The organism is Rhodoferax sp., assembly GCF_039922535.1.
GTDB lineage: Bacteria > Pseudomonadota > Gammaproteobacteria > Burkholderiales > Burkholderiaceae_C > Rhodoferax_B.
This window is the reverse complement of record NZ_JBDTEM010000024.1, coordinates 1-23,527: the sequence shown is the minus strand read 5'-3', so window position 1 is coordinate 23,527 and position 23,527 is coordinate 1. Positions and strand designations below refer to the sequence as shown.

The 23,527-nt window shown below is 58.6% G+C and carries 23 protein-coding genes and 1 tRNA gene; 18 read left to right on the top strand and 6 right to left on the bottom strand.

What is annotated here, in order from left to right; translation table 11 throughout:
- Positions 1 to 6: 6 nt before the first annotated feature.
- From ABI213_RS01125 to ABI213_RS01060, 14 genes are all read left to right on the top strand, one after another.
- Positions 7 to 5,202, top strand: a complete 5,196-nt coding sequence (locus tag ABI213_RS01125) for a PilC/PilY family type IV pilus protein (RefSeq protein ID WP_348025728.1) — start codon at positions 7 to 9, stop codon at positions 5,200 to 5,202.
- Positions 5,199 to 5,687: a type IV pilin protein gene (locus ABI213_RS01120; RefSeq protein WP_348025726.1), complete on the top strand. Its 489-nt coding sequence runs from the start codon at positions 5,199 to 5,201 to the stop codon at positions 5,685 to 5,687. Before ABI213_RS01125 ends, ABI213_RS01120 begins: the two co-directional genes overlap by 4 nt.
- 127 nt (positions 5,688 to 5,814) lie before the next feature.
- Positions 5,815 to 6,294 carry a hypothetical protein gene (locus ABI213_RS01115; RefSeq protein ID WP_348025724.1) on the top strand — a complete coding sequence of 160 codons (480 nt, stop codon included), beginning with the start codon at positions 5,815 to 5,817 and terminating at the stop codon, positions 6,292 to 6,294.
- 71 nt (positions 6,295 to 6,365) lie between these two features.
- Positions 6,366 to 7,451, top strand: coding sequence for a bifunctional diaminohydroxyphosphoribosylaminopyrimidine deaminase/5-amino-6-(5-phosphoribosylamino)uracil reductase RibD (gene ribD, locus ABI213_RS01110; RefSeq protein ID WP_348025722.1), 1,086 nt, complete (start codon positions 6,366 to 6,368; stop codon positions 7,449 to 7,451).
- A gap of 144 nt (positions 7,452 to 7,595) precedes the next feature.
- Positions 7,596 to 8,723, top strand: coding sequence for a bifunctional 3,4-dihydroxy-2-butanone-4-phosphate synthase/GTP cyclohydrolase II (gene ribBA / locus ABI213_RS01105; protein WP_348025720.1), 1,128 nt, complete (start codon positions 7,596 to 7,598; stop codon positions 8,721 to 8,723).
- A 27-nt stretch (positions 8,724 to 8,750) separates the two neighbouring features.
- Positions 8,751 to 9,227 (top strand): 6,7-dimethyl-8-ribityllumazine synthase, encoded by a 477-nt coding sequence (gene ribH, locus ABI213_RS01100; protein ID WP_295960776.1) that lies wholly within the window; start codon positions 8,751 to 8,753, stop codon positions 9,225 to 9,227.
- Positions 9,228 to 9,262: 35 nt separating this feature from the next.
- A complete protein-coding gene (gene nusB, locus ABI213_RS01095; protein ID WP_348025718.1) occupies positions 9,263 to 9,808 on the top strand; it encodes a transcription antitermination factor NusB in 546 nt (181 codons plus the stop codon).
- Between the two features lie 10 nt (positions 9,809 to 9,818).
- Positions 9,819 to 11,018 carry a pyridoxal phosphate-dependent aminotransferase gene (locus ABI213_RS01090; RefSeq protein ID WP_348025716.1) on the top strand — a complete coding sequence of 400 codons (1,200 nt, stop codon included), beginning with the start codon at positions 9,819 to 9,821 and terminating at the stop codon, positions 11,016 to 11,018.
- The gene (ybgC, locus tag ABI213_RS01085; protein WP_348025714.1) at positions 11,011 to 11,412 is read left to right on the top strand and encodes a tol-pal system-associated acyl-CoA thioesterase; all 402 of its coding nucleotides are present in this window, start codon (positions 11,011 to 11,013) and stop codon (positions 11,410 to 11,412) included. Before ABI213_RS01090 ends, ybgC begins: the two co-directional genes overlap by 8 nt.
- Positions 11,409 to 12,119 carry a protein TolQ gene (gene tolQ / locus ABI213_RS01080; protein WP_348025712.1) on the top strand — a complete coding sequence of 237 codons (711 nt, stop codon included), beginning with the start codon at positions 11,409 to 11,411 and terminating at the stop codon, positions 12,117 to 12,119. The genes ybgC and tolQ overlap by 4 nt, the downstream gene beginning before the upstream one ends.
- 5 nt (positions 12,120 to 12,124) lie before the next feature.
- Complete coding sequence (gene tolR / locus ABI213_RS01075) at positions 12,125 to 12,544, top strand: protein TolR (protein ID WP_348025710.1); 420 nt, start codon at positions 12,125 to 12,127, stop codon at positions 12,542 to 12,544.
- Between the two features lie 17 nt (positions 12,545 to 12,561).
- Complete coding sequence (tolA, locus tag ABI213_RS01070; RefSeq protein WP_348006124.1) at positions 12,562 to 13,530, top strand: cell envelope integrity protein TolA; 969 nt, start codon at positions 12,562 to 12,564, stop codon at positions 13,528 to 13,530.
- 13 nt (positions 13,531 to 13,543) lie between these two features.
- A complete protein-coding gene (locus ABI213_RS01065; protein WP_348006125.1) occupies positions 13,544 to 14,239 on the top strand; it encodes a fumarylacetoacetate hydrolase family protein in 696 nt (231 codons plus the stop codon).
- A gap of 5 nt (positions 14,240 to 14,244) precedes the next feature.
- Positions 14,245 to 14,790 (top strand): NUDIX hydrolase, encoded by a 546-nt coding sequence (locus tag ABI213_RS01060; RefSeq protein WP_348006126.1) that lies wholly within the window; start codon positions 14,245 to 14,247, stop codon positions 14,788 to 14,790.
- A gap of 89 nt (positions 14,791 to 14,879) precedes the next feature.
- Here the strand turns inward: ABI213_RS01060 and ABI213_RS01055 are convergent, their stop codons facing one another.
- Both ABI213_RS01055 and ABI213_RS01050 read right to left on the bottom strand, forming a co-directional pair.
- The gene (locus tag ABI213_RS01055; RefSeq protein WP_348006140.1) at positions 14,880 to 15,473 is read right to left on the bottom strand and encodes a lytic transglycosylase domain-containing protein; all 594 of its coding nucleotides are present in this window, start codon (positions 15,471 to 15,473) and stop codon (positions 14,880 to 14,882) included.
- Positions 15,474 to 15,513: 40 nt separating this feature from the next.
- Positions 15,514 to 17,271, bottom strand: coding sequence for a proline--tRNA ligase (locus tag ABI213_RS01050; protein ID WP_348006127.1), 1,758 nt, complete (start codon positions 17,269 to 17,271; stop codon positions 15,514 to 15,516).
- Positions 17,272 to 17,375: 104 nt separating this feature from the next.
- On the opposite strand from ABI213_RS01050, the gene ABI213_RS01045 reads away from it, so the two are divergent.
- Complete coding sequence (locus ABI213_RS01045; protein WP_348006128.1) at positions 17,376 to 18,005, top strand: RNA pyrophosphohydrolase; 630 nt, start codon at positions 17,376 to 17,378, stop codon at positions 18,003 to 18,005.
- A gap of 3 nt (positions 18,006 to 18,008) precedes the next feature.
- On the opposite strand, the gene proB is transcribed toward ABI213_RS01045, so the two are convergent.
- The 4 genes from proB to rplU form a co-directional block, all read right to left on the bottom strand.
- Positions 18,009 to 19,172 (bottom strand): glutamate 5-kinase, encoded by a 1,164-nt coding sequence (proB, locus tag ABI213_RS01040; protein WP_348025708.1) that lies wholly within the window; start codon positions 19,170 to 19,172, stop codon positions 18,009 to 18,011.
- A gap of 51 nt (positions 19,173 to 19,223) precedes the next feature.
- Complete coding sequence (obgE, locus tag ABI213_RS01035; protein ID WP_348006130.1) at positions 19,224 to 20,309, bottom strand: GTPase ObgE; 1,086 nt, start codon at positions 20,307 to 20,309, stop codon at positions 19,224 to 19,226.
- A 168-nt stretch (positions 20,310 to 20,477) separates the two neighbouring features.
- A complete protein-coding gene (rpmA, locus tag ABI213_RS01030) occupies positions 20,478 to 20,738 on the bottom strand; it encodes a 50S ribosomal protein L27 (protein ID WP_315429619.1) in 261 nt (86 codons plus the stop codon).
- Positions 20,739 to 20,750: 12 nt separating this feature from the next.
- Positions 20,751 to 21,062, bottom strand: coding sequence for a 50S ribosomal protein L21 (rplU, locus tag ABI213_RS01025; protein WP_295960805.1), 312 nt, complete (start codon positions 21,060 to 21,062; stop codon positions 20,751 to 20,753).
- Between the two features lie 147 nt (positions 21,063 to 21,209).
- On the opposite strand from rplU, the gene ABI213_RS01020 reads away from it, so the two are divergent.
- The 3 genes from ABI213_RS01020 to tssA all read left to right on the top strand — a co-directional run.
- Positions 21,210 to 22,193, top strand: a complete 984-nt coding sequence (locus ABI213_RS01020; RefSeq protein ID WP_348006131.1) for a polyprenyl synthetase family protein — start codon at positions 21,210 to 21,212, stop codon at positions 22,191 to 22,193.
- Positions 22,194 to 22,219: 26 nt separating this feature from the next.
- Positions 22,220 to 22,296 (top strand) — tRNA-Pro (locus ABI213_RS01015).
- A gap of 303 nt (positions 22,297 to 22,599) precedes the next feature.
- A partial coding sequence (gene tssA, locus ABI213_RS01010) for a type VI secretion system protein TssA (RefSeq protein WP_348025706.1) occupies positions 22,600 to 23,527 on the top strand: 928 nt, incomplete at its 3' end.

Sequence of the window (23,527 nt, the reverse complement as noted above, 5' to 3'; positions counted from 1 at the left end):
ATAGCCATGAAAAAAATATTCAATTGGATGCATAAATTATTATTAATCGTAATATTTTATGGTTTTCTACCGGCTCAGGCGACCCCCGTCGATGTATCGTCGCCTCGCCCAGTTATTCCACCCAATGTCATCACCACATCGAACCGACCGATGATTATGCTGGCAGCATCCAAAGATCACAGTTTATTTGGCCCTATTTACAACGATTTCGAGGATTTGGACGGAGACGGTGTTATTGACACCACATTCATTCCAACCTTTAAATACTACGGTTACTTTGACCCCATAAAATGTTATTCCTACGTAAACAATGAATTTGAACCGGTAGCATTGGCCACCGCAAATGCCGGAACCAAATCAGTAATAACAAATGGGGTCACCAGCACAATTGCAACAACACAATATACCTGCGGCTCTGATACTGCGACAACCAAATGGTGGAGCGGGAATTTCTTAAACTGGTCCACCATGACCCGTTTAGATGTTGTAAGAAAAATGCTTTACGGCGGTCGTCGCAGCTCGGATTCAAACGGCACCACGGTTTTAGAGTTGTCAAAACTGAATTATGATGCACATTCATTTGTAAAATATTACAACGGCACAGATATACGAAGCTACACACCGTTTACCACCGCAGACTTAACAAAAACTACCGGTGTAAATGTCACTACAACCAAAGTTGGCAATGTTACAACCACAACGGGAATTTATGCCGGACTCAGCATTTGCATTACCGGCTCTTCTGATAATTCAACGGCATCTCCTAATCCACCTGTCATGAGAATGGTAAAAGGAAATGTGCGATTATGGGCCACGGTTGAATTAGAAGTATGCCGCTGGCACGATACCAACGGTTATAGCAGAGGGACATTTGGCCCCAAATTAGCCAGGTACTACCAAAATGCAGATAAAGGCAATGGTATTATTTCTCATGAAATTACCATACCCACCGTTTCTGCAGATGGTGCCACGTATAGTTCCTCCGGCACAGTTGGGCCAGAGCTGACGCTACGCGTCAAAGTATGTGATCCTAATTTTTTAGGTGAAGAACACTGCCAAGCATTTCCAACTGACTCCACAAGCAATTACAAACCCTATGGTCTATTCCAAGAATTTGGATACTCTGCAACAGGTGCAGCGCGATCTGAATTTGGGGTCATTATTGGTAGCTATGATAAAAATTATACAGCCGGTGCATTGCGAAAAAACATGGGCGACTTTGCAGACGAAATAAACCCCACAACGGGGGTTTTTTGCCACAGCACATCGTCTGGATGTCCTGCCAATTTAGCATCACCTGACAATCGACCTACCGGCAACGGTGCAATCAAGTCATTTGATGCTATTGTTTTAAATGACCGTAGCGCTGACACCTATGGATCTGCGGGCACACCCAGCAGCGTTTCCGAGGGTTCACTATCCTCATGGGGTAACCCGATTGGTGAAATGCTGGTGCAGGCACTCCAGTATTACGCCTATAACGGCTCAACCCCTGCACAGTCCAACCCCAGCGTTACCACCAAAGATTCAAAGGTGGGAATGCCCGTGGTTGCCTGGAGTGATCCGCTGTCTAATGCCTCCAGCACCCGAAAATCCCTGTACGGAAATTCAATATGCCGACCACTAAATACGCTGCTTTTATCCAGCAGCGCACTGAGCTTTGACGGACAAGCCGACACCCCTTTTGCGAGCTTACCCAATCGTGCCAGGGGCGATATTAATAGCTACACCAATGCAGTGGGAAGTGCAGAGGGTTTGAATAACAGCACCCGGTCTGTTGGTTCGGTAACTGGGGGGTATGGAACTTCGTGCTCCGCAAAATCAGTAGGCAATTTGTCGGATGTTTCAGGTATATGCCCTGAAGCACCGGCTATGGGCGGCACCTACCAAGTTGCCGGCGCCGCATTGTATGGCAATACTTCCAAAATACGTACCATTACCTCACCGCCAAGTGATTTGATTAATGTTAAAGATGCATTAAAAGTAAAAACCTTGGCCGCATCACTGACGGGCGGATCCCCACGCATCGACATCATTGTGCCCGGAACGGGCACCAGCACCACAAATCCCTATAAATACGTTTATATCACACCAGAAAGTGTTCAAAGCGGGGGGAATATTAGCGCACCGTTGACATTTGCATCCATCAATGCAGGCAACACGACATCTAATCCTCAAAATCCGAGCGTAGCAATTGCATCGCATCCCTACGGATCATTCATCGTGACATGGAATGATATATTAATGGGCGGCGACTACGATATGGATATTGTTGGCTATTTGCGATATGACTTAATAGCCAACTCTGGGACCACTAGCGGTTGGGATATTGTGATTACCACCGATATTCCGGGCATATGCGGCGGCGGGGCCGGCACGCATGGGTTTAGTGTCATAGGGGTAGAAAGCTCTAATGGTGTATCTGCCAATGGCCGTTATTTGACACACCAGAATTTCGGAGGCAACCTCTCTGGTATGCCGCCTACCACAGAGTATTTATGTGGAAGCTCTACCTACCAAGCTAGAACCAGCACTTTATTTACTGGAAAATTTGGAGATACGGTTTGCAACTTGGCAGGTGATGGAACAACAGGTGATCCTGTTATTACAGGACTTCCATATTATTGCAGCGTCAAAAATATGGACTATCCTGTTTCAACCACTTTCAAAATGGTGGGTGAAACCAATGTGCTGATCAAAGACCCGCTGTATTACGCTGCAAAATATGGCGATTTTGATTCCAGTAGCAAAAACGCTGACAACACCTATACCGATTTAACACTCCCTCCCAATGTAAGCTCTTGGGACAAGTTCAATGCCGATGGCACGATTGGTGCCGACGGAATACCCGATGGTTATTTTCTAGCCCGTCGCCCAGATTTACTAGAAGCGCAATTACGCAAAGCCTTAGACAGTTTGGCGAAAAATGCCAATTCGGCACCTGCCACGACTTCGGCCCAGTTGACGGCAGGTAGCTTTAAATATGTGGCCAAATTTGATTCCACCACGGTCACCGGTGATATCCAGGCTTTTCAGGTGCTAGCCAATGGCCAGTTTGACACCAACCCCACTTGGGAAGCGGGCGAGAAGCTGCAAACACGCGCCAGTACCGATTACGTGGCCCCCAACTTGCCCGGTAACACCCGCCAGATCATTACCAATTTTGGCAATAAAACCACCGCCAACACTTCGGCGGCGGTGCCCTTCCGTTGGGCCAGCCTACCGACAGCGTACGTTGCGCAAATGACCACCGCCAGTACCAATAAACTCAGCAACACCAATGCCCAAATTGTGCTGAATTACATGCGCGGGGACCAATCGCTTGAAAACGCGTCCACCGGTCTGCGGGTACGTGGCGACAATTTATTGGGCCCGATTGTGAATGCCACCCCTTGGGTGGAGTCGCCACCATCGGCCAATTACCAAGAAGACCAATTTGCGGGTTACCGCACGTTCGCGACCACGAATCAAGCCCGCGCCAAACTACTCTGGGTGGCGGCCAATGACGGCATGCTGCATGCGTTCAACGTGGGTACCGGTGCTGAAACATTTGCCTATGTTCCCGGTGTTCTGGCCAATCGCTTGGCTGAAATTCCACTGCAGCGCGGCACCACGGGGCGCACCCGCTTGAATGGGGCAAACTTCACCCTGGATTCAACAGAAACGCAACCATCTAGCACCGTCTGGGCCTATGTGGACGGCAGCCCCTATACAGCAGATGTCAAAACCAATATCGTTCCAGCCGTCACCACTGGCACCACAACAACACCAGAAACGGGAACCTGGAAAACTATGGTATTCAGCTCACTGGGTCGCGGTGGTCGCGGCATATTTGCGCTGGATGCAAGCTCCATAAGCACGTTGACGGCGGCGGAAGGCAGCCCCAATTCCATTTTTCAATGGCAATTTACCTCGGACGACGATGCCGATCTGGGCTACTTGATCAACGATGTCAGCTTGAACAGCAATAGCGGGCAAGCCAACCCGGTCGTACGACTCAACAACGGCAAGTTTGGCTTGCTACTAGGCAACGGCTATAAGTCGGCGAATGGCAAAGCGGTTCTCTACATTCTGTATATTGATGGCCCCACCTTGTCCACGGGTTGGACGGGGCAATACGTCAAAATTGTGGCCGATGCAGGCAGTGGCAATGGCCTGATGAACCCCATGTGGGTCGACCGCGACAACGATGGCACTGCAGACGTAGTGTATGCCGGTGACCTGAAAGGTAATTTGTGGAAGTTCAACATAAGTGACAAAACCACCACCGCAACCTGGGGTGTAGCCTACAAAGGCACGGGTTCTGTAAATCGTCCGTTGTTCACCGCCCAAAACAGTGTGACAAGCGGCGGCACAACTACCGTGACGCCCTTGCCTATTACAGCAGCACCCGAATATGTGTACCCGGCTTTCGACGGTCTCATCATCAACTTCGGCACGGGCATTTCGCTGGAGACGGGCGACTTTCCCAACACGGCAGTACCGCAACGGTTTTATGGCGTATGGGACCGCCCCTCTTTCGCCACCAGCGCAAGCTCGGGCACCGGCCCAATGATCCTGGCCGACATGTCCACCCTGATCAGGCGCACGTACGCCCGCGACAGCACTACAGGGATTGTCACTGCCACACCGACCGTTACCACGACGGGAGGGGTGACCACCAGCACCTATGCATCTATCGACTGGACAACCAATGGTGGCTGGTATTTCAACTTCCCTGGTGCTCCGCAGCCGCCCTACACAAGCACCAACGTCAACCTGTCGGAAATGCTGCTGTCTGACCCCGATCTGCAAGCTGGATTTTTGATATTTCCGACTGTGCGGCAAAAAGATGCAGCCGTGGCAAGCTGCAACAGTACGCCCGATGTCACGCTGTACGTGATCGATCCGATTGCAGGCATTCCCACACGTACAGCACAAGGCGTTACCAGTGACGGCACCTTGATCGCAGGCACTCCCGCTGCCGACCAAAAATGGGTGACAGTGTCTAACCGTACGGATGCGCCCTGGACCACCACCTGTACTGCGGCAGAAGCCGGTTGCACCAACATCGTCAATGGCATTGGAACCAAAGCGGCTGCGTGCGCACCAGGCAACAAAGTAGCATCGCCCCAAAGCGCCACCGAAAACCGCACGCTGTGCTACAACCCCCTGGGCCGCGTACAGTGGCGCGAAATTCCAGGACTGAGGACCGATCAATGAACCACCCCAAGGCCTACAGAGGCTTTACCCTGATTGAGCTAATGATCACCGTGGCTGTGATCGGCATCTTGACGGCCATCGCGTTACCCAGTTACACCGAATACATTGCCCGTGGCCGCCGCACCGAGTCGCAAACTATTTTGCTGGCCAGCCAGCAATGGATGGAGCGGTTTTATTCAGAGAATTTCCGTTATGACCAAAATAGCGCCGGTACAGCGGTCACCGATGCCAGCCAATTTCCGTCCCGCTTCAGCACCTCGCCAGCGCCTGGGCAAGGTAGCGCTCTGTACAACGTGACCATTACCGACGTAACCCCGACCGCCTACACCATCACGGCAGCACGGGTAACTACAGCGAATATGGCGACAGACCGCTGCGGCAATATGACGGTAGACAACCTGGGGCGGCGCAGTATCGCGGCGGGCAGCTACACAGCCCAAGCCGGTGCCAGCCTGGCAGCGGCCATAACCTACTGCTGGAAATAGAGCGATTTTCTATATTGTGCGCATGGGCAATATAGGCTTGGCGACCATCGGGTCGGTGGCACTACATGCATGTCTATTCGGACTTTTTTGGCCCCGAATCCCCCCCCGGCTGGCGACGGCCAGCCCTATGGTCATCCAAGCGGAGCTGATTGCAGATGCCAGCTATGCGCCGCCGCCCGCAATCAGTGACGCACCCGCCATGGATCCAGCGCCCACTGCGTCCGCCCCGCCCCGCCCTGTACATTCACCTCCCGCCACGCAGCCAACAGCGCCTGAAATTCCCGATGTACCCATCACGCCACAGGCCCCTACCACCACCGGCTACCTGCCTATAGATGCCGTAGACCAGCCCGCGATGCCCTTAGGCGACTGGGTCATTGACACCGATGCGCTACCCCGCGGTTACACCCTGCGTCTGGTGCTCCAACTATGGATCTCCGCCGGTGGCACCATCGACCACTGGGACCTGGTGGGCGACACGGCAAACCCCGTGCTGGCGGAAAAAGCCTTGGCCCATTTGGACCAAACGCCCGTCCGACCCGCCCTCCTCAACCAGGTCGCCGTACCCAGTTTGCGCCAGCTAGAAGTGGTTGTGACACGCGAATAACGTTAGCAGACCCACGCACTCAACCCATTTGGAAAACCCGTACCGTGATTCAAGTACCTGTAAGCCCCTGGATGCGCCAAGCGCTTGACCAAGCCGCACAAGCCCGCCTACTCGCCCCGCCCAACCCGGCGGTAGGCTGTGTTATCACAGATGCCCATGGCAACATCCTCGGCACTGGCCACACCCAACGCGTAGGCGGCCCCCACGCCGAAGTCATGGCGCTACGCGATGCCGCGGCCCAAGGACACAGCACCCAAGGTGGCACGGCCTACGTCACCCTGGAGCCCTGTTCCCACCAGGGCCGCACGGGCCCCTGCTGTGATGCTTTGGTGGCGGCAGGTATCCGCAAAGTGGTCGCGTCCATAGCCGACCCCAACCCGCTGGTCGCGGGCAATGGTTTTGCCCGACTGCGCGCGGCCGGGGTCGAAGTCGAAGTCGGCGCCGGTGCCGCCGAAGCGCGCGAGCTGAACCTAGGATTTTTCAGCCGTATGGTGCGTAAAACACCCTGGGTGCGCATGAAAATAGCGGCCTCGCTCGACGGGCGCACCGCTATGGCCAGCGGTGACAGCCAGTGGATCACCTCTCCCGCGGCCCGTGCCGATGGCCACGCATCCCGCGCGCGTGCCTGCGCCGTGCTGACCGGTATTGGCACTGTGCTGAAAGACCGGCCCACGCTGGATGCCCGCCTGGTCGATACCCCTCGGCAGCCGCATCTGGTGGTGGTAGACAGCCGATTGGAGACGCCTCCTGACGCACCTATTTTTATAGCTGGTCGTGCAGTCTACATCTACGCTAGCAGCCAAAATGATGCTAAAAAACAGGCCTTGGAGGCGGCTGGCGCGACCGTGCTGTATCTACCGGATATGGCTGGCCGGGTGGATCTGACCGCAATGCTGCACGAGCTGGCCCGGCGCGAAATCAACGAAGTCCATGTAGAAGCCGGCCACACCCTCAACGGAGCCCTCATCCAGGCCGGATTGGTGGACGAATTTCTGCTTTACCTGGCACCTAAGCTCATCGGCCCCGGTCTCGACATGGCCCACCTGCTGCCACTGGCCAAGCTCTCAGACGCCGTGCCGCTGGCATTTACCTCGGTGGGGATGGTCGGCCCCGATCTACGCATCACCGCGCGTATCCCGGGCCGCGACCAGTTCTGACACTACCGTCACAAGCCCGCAGCGGTAGGCTGCGGGCAATTGCGGCGATAATCACCGGCTTTGTACAGGCTTGCCCGCGCATGAGCGCTGTGTGCAACCCACGCAGCGCTTGCGCTGACGTTACGGCTTTCAGAATTGCACCTTATGACACCGTCCTCCCCCCTCCAACCGGTCTCCATCTCCTCCGTAGAAGACATCGTGGCCGACATGCGCGCCGGTCGCATGGTGATTCTGGTCGATGAAGAAGACCGTGAAAACGAAGGCGACCTGATCATTGCCGCCGACCACATCACCGCCGACAGCATTAACTTCATGGCCCGCCATGCACGCGGCTTGATCTGCCTGACCTTGTCGCGTGAAATGTGCGAACGCCTGCAACTGCCGCCCATGGTGGCCCGTAACGGCACCAAGCAAGGCACGGCGTTTACCGTCTCTATCGAAGCCGCCGAGGGCGTGACCACCGGCATCTCCGCCGCCGACCGCGCCCGCACCGTGCAAGCCGCCGTGGCCCGCAACGCCACCGCCAGCGATTTGGTGCAGCCCGGCCACATCTTTCCGCTGCAAGCGGTAGACGGCGGCGTGGTGATGCGTGCCGGGCATACCGAAGCCGGTTGCGACTTGTCGGTGATGGCGGGCTGCAGCCCTGCCTCGGTGATTTGCGAAGTGATGAATGACGACGGCACCATGGCCCGTCTGCCGGACCTGCAAATCTTTGCGGCCCTGCACGGGCTAAAAATTGGCACCATCGCCGACCTGATCGAATACCGTAGCCGGGTGGAGTCGCTGATCGAAAAAGTCGGCAGCCGCGAAATCGAAACCGCCTTTGGCCGCTTCACCGCCCACGCCTTCCGCGACAAGCCCAGCCAGGGTGTGCACCTGGCGCTGGTCAAAGGCAGTTGGCAGGCCGACGACACCGTACCCGCCCGCGTGCACGAGCCGCTGTCGGTGCTGGACGTGTTGGAGGTCAACCGCAGCCTGCACTCCTGGAGCCTGGATGCCAGCCTGCGCCACATTGCGGCTGAGGGCCAAGGTGTCGCCGTGCTGCTCAACTGCGGCGAAAGCGCGGCGGACCTGCTGGCCCAGTTTGGCGGCACGGCCCGCCCGGCCCAGGCCCCTGAACGCGGTCAGATGGACCTGCGCACCTATGGCATTGGCGCGCAGATTCTGCTGGCCTGCGGCGTGCGCAAAATGCAGCTCATGGGCAGCCCGCGCCGCAGCCCCGGTCTGACCGGCTACGGGCTGGAAACCACCGGCTATCTCTCCCCCCAATAACAACAAAACAATACGCAAGGAATACACATGCAGCACGCAGACCAAGGCGCACTGTCCGCCGCAGACTCCCGCATGGACGGCAGCAAGCTGCGCATCGCCATCGTGCAGGCCCGCTTTAACGAGAGCATTACCAACGCCCTCGCCGATGCCTGCAAGGCCGAACTGGCCGCATTGGGCGTGCAAGCCGCCAACATCCAGCATGTGCAAGTGCCCGGCGCATTAGAGGTGCCGCTGGCACTGCAAGCCCTGGCCGAAACCGAGCAATTCGACGCGATGGTGGCCCTGGGCTGCATCATCCGCGGCGAAACCTACCACTTTGAGTTGGTCGCCAACGAATCTGGCAGCGCCGTGACCCGCATCGGGCTGGACTACCAAATCCCGATCGCCAACGCCATCATCACCACCGAAAACCTGGCGCAAGCCGTGGCCCGCCAAACCGACAAGGGCACCGATGCTGCCCGTGTCGCGGTGGAAATGGCCAACCTACTAGAGCAATTGGCATGAGCAACCCCGATACCCCCTCCTCCCCCACCTCATCTATGCCTGCTCCGGCACCCAAGCGTCCCCGCCAATCCCGCAGCGGCCTGACCGACACCGGCGTGCGCAAAGCCGCCGCCAAGTCTGACCGCAGCCGCGCCCGAGAATTTGCGCTGCAAGCGCTGTACCAGCACCTGGTAGGCCGCAACGATGCCGAGTCCATCGACCACTTCACCCGCGACCTGGCGGGTTTCCATAAGGCCGATTCGGTCCATTACGACGCACTGCTGCACGGATGCATCGAGCAATCTGCCGAGCTGGACGCGCTCATCGTGCCCCTGCTAGACCGCAAGCTGGAAGAAATCTCTCCGGTAGAGCGCTCGGTCATGTGGATTGGCGTGTACGAAATGCGCAATTGCCTGGACGTGCCCTGGCGCGTCGTGCTGAATGAATGCATCGAACTGGCCAAGGAATTCGGCGGTACCGACGGCCACAAATACGTCAACGGCATCTTGAACGGCCTGGCCCCTAGCCTGCGTGCCGCTGAAGTGCAGGCCGACAAGGCTGGCAAAGCGGGCAAGACAAACACCGACAGCAGCACGGACTAAGGCTTTACGCATGCGGATATCCCGGCGCGCAGAGGCCATTGAGCCGTTTTATGTGATGGAAGTGGCCAAGGCCGCGTCGGAACTGGCCCAGAAGGTGGCCCATACCGACCGGCCCATGGTGTTTTTGAACATCGGCGAACCCGACTTCACCGCGCCGCCGTTGGTGCAGGCTGCCGCCGTCCAGGCCATCCACAGCGGCACCACCCAGTACACCCAGGCCACCGGCCTGCTGGCACTGCGCGAACGCATCAGTGCTTGGTACGCCAGCCGCTTCAAAGTGGACGTGCCCGCTAGCCGCATCGTAGTGACTGCCGGGGCATCCGCCGCACTGCAACTCGCCTGCCTGGCGTTGATTGACGCAGGTGACGAAATTCTGATGCCCGACCCCAGCTACCCCTGCAACCGGCATTTCGTGTCCGCTGCCGATGGCAAGGCCGTGTTGCTGCCCACCTCCGCCGCCGACCGCTACCAACTCAGCGCCGAGATGGTGGCCACGGCTTGGACCGACAAAACCCGGGGCGTGCTGCTGGCATCGCCCTCCAACCCCACGGGCACTTCGATCGACCCTGCCGTGCTGCGCGACATCCACAGCGTGGTGCAATGGCACGGCGGCATCACCTTGGTAGACGAGATCTACCTGGGCCTGAGCCACGACGACCGCTTTGGCCAGACCGCACTGGCGATGGACGACCAGATCATCAGCATCAACAGCTTCAGCAAATACTTCCACATGACCGGCTGGCGGTTGGGCTGGCTGGTGGTGCCCGAGACGCTGGTACCGGTGGTGGAGCGCATTGCACAAAACCTGTTCATCTGCCCCAGCACCATTGCCCAGCACGCAGCGCTGGCCTGCTTTGAAGATGTCAGCATCGCCGAGTTCGAGCGCCGCCGCGCAGAATTCAAAGCCCGGCGTGACTACTTCATCCCAGCCTTGAACGATCTCGGATTTTTAGTACCCGAAATGCCCGATGGCGCTTTCTATGCCTGGGCAGACTGCTCTTTAATTTGCAGCAAACTGGGTATCAAGGATAGCTGGGATCTGGCCTATGCCATCCTGCACCGCGCCCACGTGGCAGTGACCCCAGGCCGTGATTTCGGCACCGCTGACACGCACAAGTTCCTGCGCTTTTCCACCGCCAGTTCGATGGAAAACCTGCACACCGCCATCGCCCGCCTGCGCGAGATGTTGAATGAATATCGCGATGCTTAACACCACCTTCAGCCACCCCGTCCGGGTCTACTGGGAAGACACCGATGCCGGTGGTATCGTCTTCTACGCCAACTACCTGAAGTTTTTTGAACGCGCCCGCACCGAATGGCTGCGCTCCCTGGGCATCCACCAAAGCAGCTTGAAGGAAACCAGTGGCGGCATGTTCGTGGTGGCCGAGACCACGGTGAAATACCTGCGCTCGGCCCGGCTGGACGACCAACTATGGGTTACGGCCCGTTTGGAACAAATCGGCCGATCCACACTCACAATCACACAACAAGCCTTCAACGGTGACGCCGTGCTGTGCGAAGGCAGTATCCGCCTGTGCTGGGTGCGCTACGACACCCTGAAATCCGACCGTATTCCGGCCCCTCTTTTAGAAATTTTGCAATGACCCAAGACCTGTCGATCTGGACCATGGTGCTGAACGCCAGCATCGTGGTGCAACTGGTAATGCTGCTGCTGGTGGTGGTGTCCATCTCCAGCTGGGCGGCGATTTTTCGCAAGCTGTTTGCCTTGGGTAAGGTCAAGACGCTGAACGAGGCCTTCGAGCGCGACTTCTGGTCGGGCACCAGCCTGAACGACCTGTTCGAAAACGCCTCGCGCAATGCCCAGGTAGCGGGCCCGATGGAGCGCATTTTTGCCAGCGGCATGCGCGAATACCAAAAACTGCGTGAACGCCGCATTGCCGACCCCGGCACCTTGATGGACGGTGCTCGCCGCGCCATGCGCGCCAGCTACCAGCGCGAGATGGACGTGATCGAGTCCAGCCTGTCCTTCCTGGCCTCGGTTGGCTCGGTATCGCCCTATGTGGGCCTGTTTGGCACGGTCTGGGGCATCATGCACGCCTTCACCGGGCTGGCCAGCATGCAACAGGTGACGCTGGCCACCGTCGCCCCCGGCATTGCCGAGGCGCTGGTGGCTACCGCCATCGGGTTGTTCTCGGCCATTCCGGCCGTGGTGGCCTACAACCGGTTTGCCCGCGAAATCGACCGCACCGCCATCCGGCTGGAGACCTTCATTGAAGAGTTTTCCAACATCTTGCAGCGCAACGTAGCGGCGCAGTCGCCGGCTACGGCCGCTGTACCCGCCGGAAGGTAAGCGCCATGCCAGGAATGGTTTCCCGGGGCCGGGGGCGGCGCACCATCAACGAGATCAACATGGTGCCCTTCATCGACGTGATGCTGGTGCTGTTGATCATCTTCATGGTCACCGCGCCCATGATCACCCCCAGCGTGGTCGATCTGCCCAGCGTGGGCAAGGCCGGCAAGCAGCCCGACCGGGTGATCCAGATCGTCATCGCCAAGGACGAGACGCTGGAGCTCAAACAGCAAAGCAAGACCACCAAACTCGGTAAAAGCGATGTCGCCAGCGCCGTGAAAACCGCGCAAGACGGCGATGCCAGCGTGCCCGTGGTCATCAGCGCCGACCGCAACGTCAAGTACGAGTCGGTGGTGAAGGTGATGGACACCTTGCAGCGCGCAGGCATCCAGCGCGTCGGCCTGTCGGTGCAGCTCGGTAAATAAACCCTTCACCCAAGCCCATGCACGCCGCCCAGGACACGCTCAACCTCACGCCCCCCCAGCCCCCAGGCATGGTGCGGGCGCTCGGCCTGGCCCTGCTGGCCCACGCCCTGCTCCTGGTGGCGCTGGTCATCAACGTGCAGTGGAAGCAAACCGAGAGCGCCACGGTGGAGGCCGAACTCTGGTCCTCCTCGGTCCAAATGGCCGCGCCCAAAGCCGTGGATGTGCCCCCACCACCGCCCGTCGAAGCACCCCGCCCTACACCCCCACCGCCCCAGCCCGTGGCCAAGCTGCAGCCGCCGCCCCCCGCACCCGATGTGAAAGATGCCGACATCGCCCTGGAGCGCGCCAAAAAGAAGCGCGAAGCCGAAAAACTGGAACAGGCGCAACAGGACAAGGCCGACAAAGCCAAGCGCGACAAGCTCGAAAAAGAAAAGGCCCTGAAAGCGCAAAAGGCTGAAGAAGAAGCCGCTAAGAAGCTCGCCGACGACAAGCGCGCCAAAGATAAAAAAGCCGCCCAGGACAAACAGGACGCTAAAGACGCGGCCAAAGAAGCCGCAAAAGAAGCTGCCAAAGACGATGCCCAAAAAGCCAAGGCCCAGGCCGATGCCAAGGCACTGGCAGCCCTGCGCGCCGACCAAATGAAGCGGATAGCGGGCCTGGCCGGGGCGACGGGCGGGGCCAACGCCAGCGGCAGCGCACTGCAGTCATCGGCACCCTCTGCCGGGTACGGCGGCAAGGTGGTGGCGAAGGTCAAGCCCAATATTGTGTTTCCCGACGATTTCGAGGGCAACCCGAAAGCCGAGATCGAAATTCGACTCTCCCCCGACGGCACCATCGTGAGCAGCAAACTGGTAAAACCGAGTGGCAATAAGGCCTGGGACGATGCCGTGCTCAAAGCCATCGACAAAACCCAAACCATGCCCCGCGACACCGATGGCCGGGTGCCATCCTCGATGATCATCGGTTTCAAGCCCCGCGATTTCTAACCCCAGGAAAACCATGGACTACGTTGTTACGCCCCCCGCTGTTGTCTCCGTTCCCGTTGTCGGCCAGGTCGCCCGCTTCCCCGTCCACCGCATCTATTGCGTGGGCCGCAACTACGCCGAACACGCCAAGGAAATGGGCTTCACCGGACGCGAGCCACCGTTTTTCTTCATGAAGCCCGCCGATGCCGTGGTCGCCGTCGAGGCCGGGCAGACCGGCTCCATGGCCTACCCGTCGCTGACCGGCAATCTGCACCACGAAATCGAGCTGGTCGTAGCCATCGGCAAGGGCGGCAAGAACATTGCCGCGGCCAATGCCCACCAGCACATCTACGGCTACGCCGTAGGCCTGGACATGACCCGGCGCGATTTGCAAAACGAGATGAAAAAGCAAGGCCGCCCCTGGTGCATCGGCAAAGGCTTTGAACAGTCTGCCCCCATTGGTCCCATCACGCCAGCAGCGCAAGCAGGCGGGGTGGAACAGGCCGAGATTGCCCTCCAGGTCAACGGCCAAGACCGCCAGCGCAGCACCGTGGCCCAGTTGATCTGGAGCATTGCCGAGACCATCGAACACCTGTCTGCCGCCTGGGAACTGCAAGCTGGCGACCTGATTTACTCGGGCACCCCCGAGGGCGTGGCCGCCGTGGTGCCCGGCGACACGCTGGTGGGCAGCGTGGCCGGACTGGAATCCTTGTCCATCCGCATCGTCTAAGCGCAATGCACCGCAGCCCGATCAAATACTGCAAAGACTGCGGCAGTGCCGTGGTGTACCGCGTGCCCGACGACGGCGACACCAAGCTGCGGGCGGTATGCCCCGCCTGCCATGCCGTGCACTACGAGAACCCGATCAATGTGGTGGGCACCGTACCGCACTGGGGTGAGAAAGTTCTGCTGTGTAAGCGCAACATCGAGCCGCGCTTCGGCAAATGGACACTGCCTGCAGGCTTTATGGAGCTGGGTGAAAGCACCGCCGAAGGAGCCGCCCGCGAGACGGTGGAAGAAGCCGGTGCGCAGTTTGAAATGCAGGAGCTGTTCAGCGTGATGAGTGTCATCCACGTGGGCCAAGTGCATTTGTTTTACCGCGCCAAGTTGCTCAGCGAGGTGTTTGACCCCGGCTTTGAAACCATTGAAGCCCGGCTGTTCACCGACGCCGAAATCCCCTGGGACGAAATTGCTTTTCGTACCGTGTCGCAGACCCTGAAGTACTACTTTGCCGACCGCCGGGCCGGCCACTTCGGCTTGCACCACGAGAGCTTGGTGTAGTGCTTACTATTATTTAAATAGCACTCTGCGCAGGTAGTATCTGCGCCAGAGGCCCAAAAGGCATATAAATTCGCGCAAGCCGTTCTGGCTCAAGCCGCCAGCACCCAGGCTTTGCGGGCACCCAGCACGGCATCGGGATACGGCGCTTTGCCCCGCGAGCCGTTGTAGCGGCCCAGCCCCATGAACAAGTCGCCGCCCTCGCGGTCGAGGTAGTGGCGCAAGATCACACAGCCAAAGCGCAGGTTGGTCTGCATGTGAAACAGCTTGCCCGGGTCACCGTCGCCCAGTACGCGGGTCCAGAACGGCATCACCTGGGTGTAGCCGCGCGCGCCCACGCTGCTCACCGCAAATTTTCGAAAATTGCTTTCCACCTGGATCAGGCCCAGCACCAGCGCCGGGTCCAGGCCGGCGCGGTGGGACTCGTACCACACGGTTTCCAAAAACTCTTTGCGCACCGGCCACTCGGGTTTTTTGGGCCGCAGCCGGTCGCTCATGGCGGCCAGCCAGCGCAGATAGGCTAAACGGGACTCGGTGCTGGCAAACTCGGGCACGGGCGGCGCGGCGTTGTGTACCGCCGAGCTCAAGGCCCCACGTACCGCGTCGGCCAGCGGTTCTTCAATTTGCCCACCGGCGTGTGCAATCTCACCATTTGATAGCAGCCCCAGCAGGCCACACGTGCGCAGAACCGCATTTCTTCTGGTAATTCTGCGCGGGTGCAAAGCTTCAGGCTCCGGTAGTGGGTGCCAGCCGCGACTGCACAAACGCAAACACCTCGGCCACAGCCACCTTGGTCGCTGCGGCATCGCGGCGGTGCTGGTACTCGACCTGGCCCTCTTTCAGGCCCTTGTCGCCCACGGTGACGCGGTGCGGCACGCCGATCAGTTCCCAGTCGGCAAACATAGCACCTGGACGCTCGCCCCGGTCGTCCAGAATCACGTCCACGCCCGCGGCCAGCAATTGGGCGTACAGCGTGTCGGCAGCGGCCTTCACGTCGGGGCTGCGGTCGGGGCTGATGGGGCAGATCACCACGGTGAACGGGGCCAGCGCGTCGGGCCAGATGATGCCGCGCGCGTCGTGGTTTTGCTCAATCGCCGCCGCAGGCAGGCGGGTGATACCGATGCCGTAGCAGCCCATTTCCATGAACTGGGGCTTGCCATTCACGTCCAGAAAGCTCGCGTTCATGGCCTGGCTGTACTTGGTGCCCAGGTAGAACACGTGGCCAATTTCAATACCGCGCTCAATCGCCAAAACGCCTTTGCCGTCGGGCGACGGATCGCCTTCAACGATGTTGCGCAGGTCGGCAATATGGTCGGGCTCGGGCAGGTCGCGGCCCCAGTTGACGCCGGTGTAGTGGTAGTCGGCCTCGTTGGCACCGCAGACCCAGTCGGCCATCACGGCAACTTCGCGGTCGACCACCAGCTTGACGGGCAATAGGGTGTTCAGCGGGCCCAGGTAGCCGGGCAGGCAGCCAAAATGTGCGTCGATCTCGGGGATAGACGCAAAGCGGAAGCCATCGCCCAGGCCAGGCACTTTGGCGACCTTGATCTCGTTCATGGAATGGTCGCCGCGCAGCAGCAACAGCCACACCTGGACCTTGGCGACCACACCCTTGTCGTCGAGCTGCTCGGTGGCCAGCACCAGCGACTTGACGGAATTCTTCAGCGGCAGGCCCAGGTACTCGGCCACGGCAGCGCAGGTGCTTTTGTCGGGCGTGGATGTCTTGGCCAGGACCTGGCTAGCAGCGGCGCGCGGGGCCTGGGGAGCCAGGGCTTCGGCCTTTTCCATGTTGGCGGCGTAGTCGCTGGTGGGGCAGTAGACGATGGCGTCTTCACCGGTGGCGGCAATCACCTGGAACTCTTCGCTCAAGTCGCCGCCAATCGCGCCACTGTCGGCGGCCACCGCACGGTAGGTCAGGCCGAAGCGGTCAAAAATCTTGCGGTAGGCCTGCGCCATGTTTTGGTAGCTGGCTTTGGCAGCGTCTTGGTCGCGGTCGAAGCTGTAGGCGTCCTTCATGGTGAACTCGCGACCACGCATCAGGCCAAAGCGGGGACGGCGCTCGTCACGGAACTTGGTCTGGATCTGGTACAGGTTTTTGGGCAGCTGCTTGTAGCTGCGGAATTCCTGCCGGGCGATGTCAGTGACCACTTCTTCGCTGGTGGGCTGCATCACGTAGTCGCGCTCGTGCCGGTCTTTGAAGCGCAGCATCTCGGGGCCCATCTTTTCGAAACGCCCGGTTTCTTGCCACAGTTCGGCGGGCTGCACCACCGGCATCGACACCTCGATGGCACCGGCGCGGTTCATCTCTTCGCGCACGATGGCCTCTACCTTGCGGATCACCCGTAGGCCCATGGGCATGTAGCTGTAGATGCCTGCGCCCAGCTTTTTGACCATGCCCGCCCGCGTCATGAGCTGGTGGCTGACCACCTCGGCATCGGATGGCGCTTCTTTGAGCGTGGAAATAAGGAACTGGGAGGCTTTCATGGGCGAGTTTCAGGGCTAGAGAGGTGGGGAAAAACAGGCCGTATCGCTTGATACACAGGTATCGCTGTGCATAATGGATACAGTTTAAAAATTGGGGTTTGATTATGCTTGACCGCGAAGGCTTTAGGCCTAACGTCGGCATCATCCTGCTCAACCAGAGAAATCAGGTATTTTGGGGCAAACGCATACGTACCCATTCTTGGCAGTTTCCGCAAGGTGGCATTGACCGGGGTGAAACCCCCGAACAGGCCATGTTCCGTGAACTGCATGAGGAAGTAGGTCTACATCCTGAGCATGTACGCGTTGTGGCCCGCACCCGTGACTGGTTGCGCTACGAGGTGCCGGACCGCTTCATCCGCCGGGATGCACGCGGCCACTACAAGGGCCAGAAGCAAATCTGGTATTTACTACAACTGGTCGGCCACGACTGGGATCTGAATCTGCGCGCCACCACCCATCCGGAGTTTGACGCCTGGCGTTGGAACGACTACTGGGTGCCGCTGGACGTGGTGGTGGAATTCAAACGCGGCGTGTACGAGATGGCGCTGACCGAGTTGTCACGCTTTCTGCCGCGCTGCGACTACCGCAACCGCTTCTTGCGCAGCAATATGCGGGGCCGTGATGGCGAACATCCCGATGGGTGTTTTGAAGAAGCGCAGGGCGCGCATTTTGAGCTGCCACCGGGTGCAACGTTTGACCCGGACCCGCAACTGAGCCATCCGGCAGTTCCCTAAGGTTTACCGCGACAGCACCAGGTTGTCGCGGTGCACCATCTCGGCTTCGGCCACATAGCCCAGCAAGTTTTCGATTTCGCTCGAAGGCTTGCGGCAAATCAAGCGTGCTTCGGCGCTCGCATAGTTGGCCAGACCCCTGCCAATAGCCACGCCATCGGTATCGCGGATGGCGATCACGTCGCCGCGCGAAAAATCGCCCTCGACCTGCGTCATACCGATGGGCAACAAGCTCTTACCGCCATCGCGCACCTTGACAGCCGCACCGGCATCCACCGTCACCGCGCCGCGCATCTGCAGATGGTCGGCCATCCACTGTTTGCGGGCCTGGGTTTTTTGGGTTTGCGCCACCAGCAAGGTGCCAATGGCTTCACCGCGCGACAAGCGCACCAGTGCGTCGGGCTCCCTGCCCCAGGCGATCACGGTGGAAGCGCCCGAACCGGCCGCCCGCTTGGCCGCCAGAATCTTGGTGATCATGCCGCCGCGCCCCAGACTGGAGCCCGCGCCGCCCGCCATGGTTTCCAGCGCCGGATCGCCAGCATGGGCTTCGTGGACAAAGGTGGCGGTGGCATCTTTGCGTGGGTCGGCGGTGAACAAGCCCTTTTGGTCGGTCAGGATCACCAGCGCGTCGGCCTCGACCAGGTTGGCCACCAGCGCACCCAGGGTGTCGTTGTCGCCAAACTTGATTTCGTCGTTAACGACCGTGTCGTTCTCGTTGATCACCGGCACCACGCCGTGCTGCAGCAGAGTCAGCAAGGTGGAACGGGCATTGAGGTAGCGCTCGCGGTCGGCGAGGTCGGCGTGGGTCAGCAACACCTGGGCACTGCCCAGGCCGTTTTCACGCAGCTTGGTTTCGTACATCTGGGCCAGGCCCATCTGGCCCACCGCCGCGGCCGCTTGCAGCTCGTGCACGGCGCGGGGCCGGGTGGTCCAGCCCAGGCGCTTCATGCCTTCGGCGATGGCCCCGCTGGAGACCATGATGACCTCGCGCGGACGCACGGCCTGACCGGTGTTCTCTAGGCCTTTGACCAGCACCGCCAGCTGGCGACACCATTCGCCAATGGCCTGTTCGTCCAGCCCACGACCCTCGTTGGTGACCAGGCTGGAGCCCACCTTGACTACGATGCGCCGGGCATCCCGCAATACCGTTGAAGCGAAAATAGGTGTCATTGAGGCCTGTAGCGCATATGAAACCTGCGCCAGTAGCTATTATTTTAGGAATTATTCTTCCGCGCTTTTGTCCAGTGGCAGCTCGACAAAACGGGGGTCAATTTCTACAGGGGTCTGCTCTGCCAGTTGCTCGGCCTTGACGTGCTGGTAGATGGCTTTCACCAGCGGCTCACAGCCTTCGCGGGTCAGGGCCGAAATCTCGAACACCGGGCCCTTGAATTTGTAGCGCTTCACGAAGTCTTTGACCAGGGCCGCGCGCTTGTCGCTTTCGGCCATGTCCAGCTTATTCAGTACCAGCCAGCGCGGCTTCTTGTACAGACCATCGTCGTACTTCTTCAGCTCACCCACAATGGCCTTGGCCTGCGCCACCGGGTCCACCGCATCGTCAAACGGCACCATGTCCACAATGTGCAGCAGCAATCGGGTGCGCTGCAAATGGCGTAAAAACAGATGGCCCAGGCCTGCACCCTCGGCCGCACCCTCGATCAGACCGGGCAAATCGGCCACCACGAAGCTTTGCTCGGGGCCCACACGCACCACACCCAGATTGGGGTGCAAAGTGGTGAACGGGTAGTCGGCAATGCGCGGACGGGCGTTGGAAATGGCGGTGATGAAGGTCGATTTACCGGCGTTGGGCATGCCCAGCAGGCCTACATCGGCCAGCACGCGCAGCTCTAACTTCAGGCTGCGCTTTTCGCCGGGCCAACCGGGGGTTTTCTGGCGTGGCGCGCGGTTGACGGCACTCTTGAAGCGCATATTGCCAAAACCGCCGTCGCCGCCCTTGGCAATGGTGATGACTTCACCTTCAACCAGCAGCTCAAACAATTTTTCACCGGTTTCGGCATCGGAAATGATGGTGCCAACCGGCATTTTCAAAATGATGTCGTCACCAGCGGCACCGAACATATCGGAACCCATGCCGTGCTCGCCGCGCTTGGCATCGTGGCGGCGCGAAAAGCGGAAATCGACCAAGGTGTTCAGGTTGATGTCGGCCACCGCAAACACATGGCCGCCCCGGCCGCCATCGCCGCCGTTGGGGCCGCCGAATTCCTTGTATTTCTCGTGACGAAACGACACGCACCCCGCCCCGCCATCGCCTGCGGAGATGTCAATGAAGGCTTCGTCAACGAATTTCATACCGATTCCAATATCAAAATTGTGAGTCCTCTAGAAATACGATTCCCGGATGGCTTCGCCTGCAAGCCAAAAATCAAATTTCCAGAAGCCTCTTTGGTGTCCCTAAAACACCGAAGCCCCGACGAGGCGGGGCTTCGGGGGGATCCAAGCGATCTATTCAACCAGGGCTTAGGCCGCAGGTGTAATGACGACTTGGTGCTTGTTCATCGAACCCTTGATAGCGAAGGACACGTGGCCCGCCACCAAAGCGAACAAGGTGTGGTCCTTGCCAATACCGACATTGGTGCCGGGATGGAACTTGGTGCCACGTTGGCGAACGATGATCGCGCCTGCGCTCACCAATTCACCGCCGAACTTCTTCACACCCAGCATCTTGGGGTTTGAATCACGTCCATTTCGCGTAGAGCCGCCGCCTTTTTTCTGTGCCATGACCTGTGCCCGTTATGCTGCAATCACGCCGATTTGCAGTTCGGTGAACTGCTGGCGGTGACCTTGGCGTTTCATGTAGTGCTTACGACGGCGCATTTTGAAAATGCCCACTTTGTCGTGCTTGCCGTGAGCCACTACCGTGACCGTAACCGTTGCGCCGGAAACCAAGGGCGTGCCAACCTTGATCTCGCTGCCGTTGCCGACCGCCAGAACCTGATCAAACACAATCTCTTGGCCTACGTCCGCAGCAATCTGTTCTACTTTAATTTTTTCACCAGAAGCAACACGATACTGTTTGCCTCCGGTTTTTATGACCGCGTACATACTTGACCTCTTCACTAAATCTGCAGACGGATTTCCACAGAGCCTTAGATTCTAGCATTGTCTGGCGCGTACCACTAATCACAGTACTTTGGTGGGCAATTTGCGGCGGCGAACTTCCTATAATTGCGTAACTAACCGTTTTTTATTTTGTCCGTCAACTCTTCCCGCACCGCTGCCGCCCTCGCCCTCATTGCCGATGACATGCGCGAGGTAGATATTGTCATTGCACAACGCCTGGCCTCTGGCGTACCGCTAGTGGGCACCGTGTCGCAGTACATCATTTCCGCCGGAGGCAAACGTCTACGGCCAGCGATTTTGCTGCTGATGTGCGGTGCGCTGGGCTACACCGATGCGCAGCGCTTCAATATGGCCGCCGTAGTGGAGTTCATCCATACCGCTACCCTGCTGCACGACGATGTGGTGGACGAATCCACGCTGCGCCGGGGCCGCCCCACTGCCAATGAATCCTTTGGCAACCCGGCCAGCGTGTTGGTAGGCGACTTTTTGTATTCGCGCGCCTTCCAGATGATGGTGGATGCCAAAGATATGCGCATCATGCAAATTTTGGCCGATGCCACCAACGTGATCGCCGAGGGCGAGGTGATGCAACTGGTCAACATGCACGACGCATCGCTCGATGAAGCCGCCTACCTGCGCGTGATCCGCTCCAAGACCGCCAAACTGTTTGAAGCCAGCGCCCGGCTGGCTGCCATCTTAAGCCACAGCACCCCGGAAATAGAAGAAGCTTGCGCAGCCTACGGCCAAGCGCTAGGTACGGCTTTTCAAGTCATTGATGACGTGCTGGACTATGACGGCGATGCCACCGAAATGGGCAAGAATTTGGGCGACGATTTGCGTGAAGGCAAGACCACCCTGCCGCTGATCGCGGCCATGCAGCGCGGTAGCGCCGAGCAATGTGCACTGATCCGCAGCGCCATTGAAACCGGAGAAACCGAGCGTCTGGACGAGATTATCGCGATTGTCAAAAGCACCGGTGCACTGGACATAACACGCCAAGCCGCAGCCGACGAAGCCCAGCGCGCGGTAGAGGCTACAAAGCACTTCCAGCCCAATGCCTATACCGATGGCTTGCTACAATTAGCGGCGCAATTATTGGAACGCCGCTACTAGTTTTACGGCATGACCATCAGCTTTATCGGGGTGTAGCTTAGTCAGGTAAAGCGCTACGTTCGGGACGTAGAGACCGGAGGTTCGAATCCTCTCACCCCGACCATGCTTTTCACTGTGAAACCCAGTGTCCATGCGAAGTCCAAGAAAATCAGTGTGTCAATTTGGCCTGTCAACTGATGCGACATATCAGTTATCGTTGATATCCAAGGACACGCCCTGAAAGCGCCCAACTGGCGTATGTCTACGCAGCGCGGTCTAATGGCTACGCCTTACTTTGCCTCTTGATCTTCGCCACCGGCCCCATTGCTTTAATTTTGCATAAAAAAGCAATTCAAATAATTGCATACTCATTGGGTAAATTGCGGCGACCGTTCTTCAACACCACAGATAAGGAGTCACTCTCGCCATGCCCCTGGTCAGCAAGCAATTAAATCCCATCAGCGATGTGCAGCCTTGCGGCATCGATTTATCGTTCACACCAGACCTAGACGCGGTTACCGAAGCCAGGCGCTTTGACGACCCCACCCTGGACCAGGGGGAATGGGTTACCTCGTTGAAAGAAGCTGATTGGGACTTTGTGGTGGAACGCTGCGCAGCCTTGCTGACCTTCAAAAGCAAGGACTTGCGTCTTGCGGTTTGGCAGGCAGAGGCAAAGGCGAAAATCGGACGATTCCGTGGTTTGGGTGATGGATACAACCTCATCGCCGGTTTATGTGACCAATTTTGGGAGCACTTGCACCCTCAGGCTGAAGACGGCGACCAAGAGGTGCGTATCGGCAACCTGAGCTGGCTGCTTGCACGTTCGGTGCATCTGGTGCGGGAAATACCCATTACTGAGGGTAAGGGCACGTCGTTTTCTTTCGCTGACTTTGAATCTGCCCGCACCCGTGCGGCGCAGACTGAAAAAATTCTTGCCGAAGGTGGTACGCCTCCTGAAGGCGTCAAGCTGGCCACACTGGAGCTTGCCCGGCGCAAAAGTTCACGCGCTTTTTATGAAAACTTGCTGGTAGATTCACACTATTGCTTGGAGGCGTTGCTGCAAATGGAAAAATCAGTGGATGCGCGATTGGGTGTCGATGGTCCAGGATTTTCATCTGCCAAGGGTGCATTGAACCAGGTCATACGCAGCATTGCGCGTTTTTCAGAAGACATTGGTATCAAACCCGCCAATGCTGCGCTAGAAGCGAAAGAAGCAGCGGAGCCCGCTGCATCGATTACCGCCGTTGCAGTCCCGGTGGTAACGCGCCCGGGCCCCATTCAAAACCGTACCCAGGCATTGGCGCAGTTACGGGCTGTGGCAGAGTTTTTTCGGGAGACGGAACCTCACAGCCCGG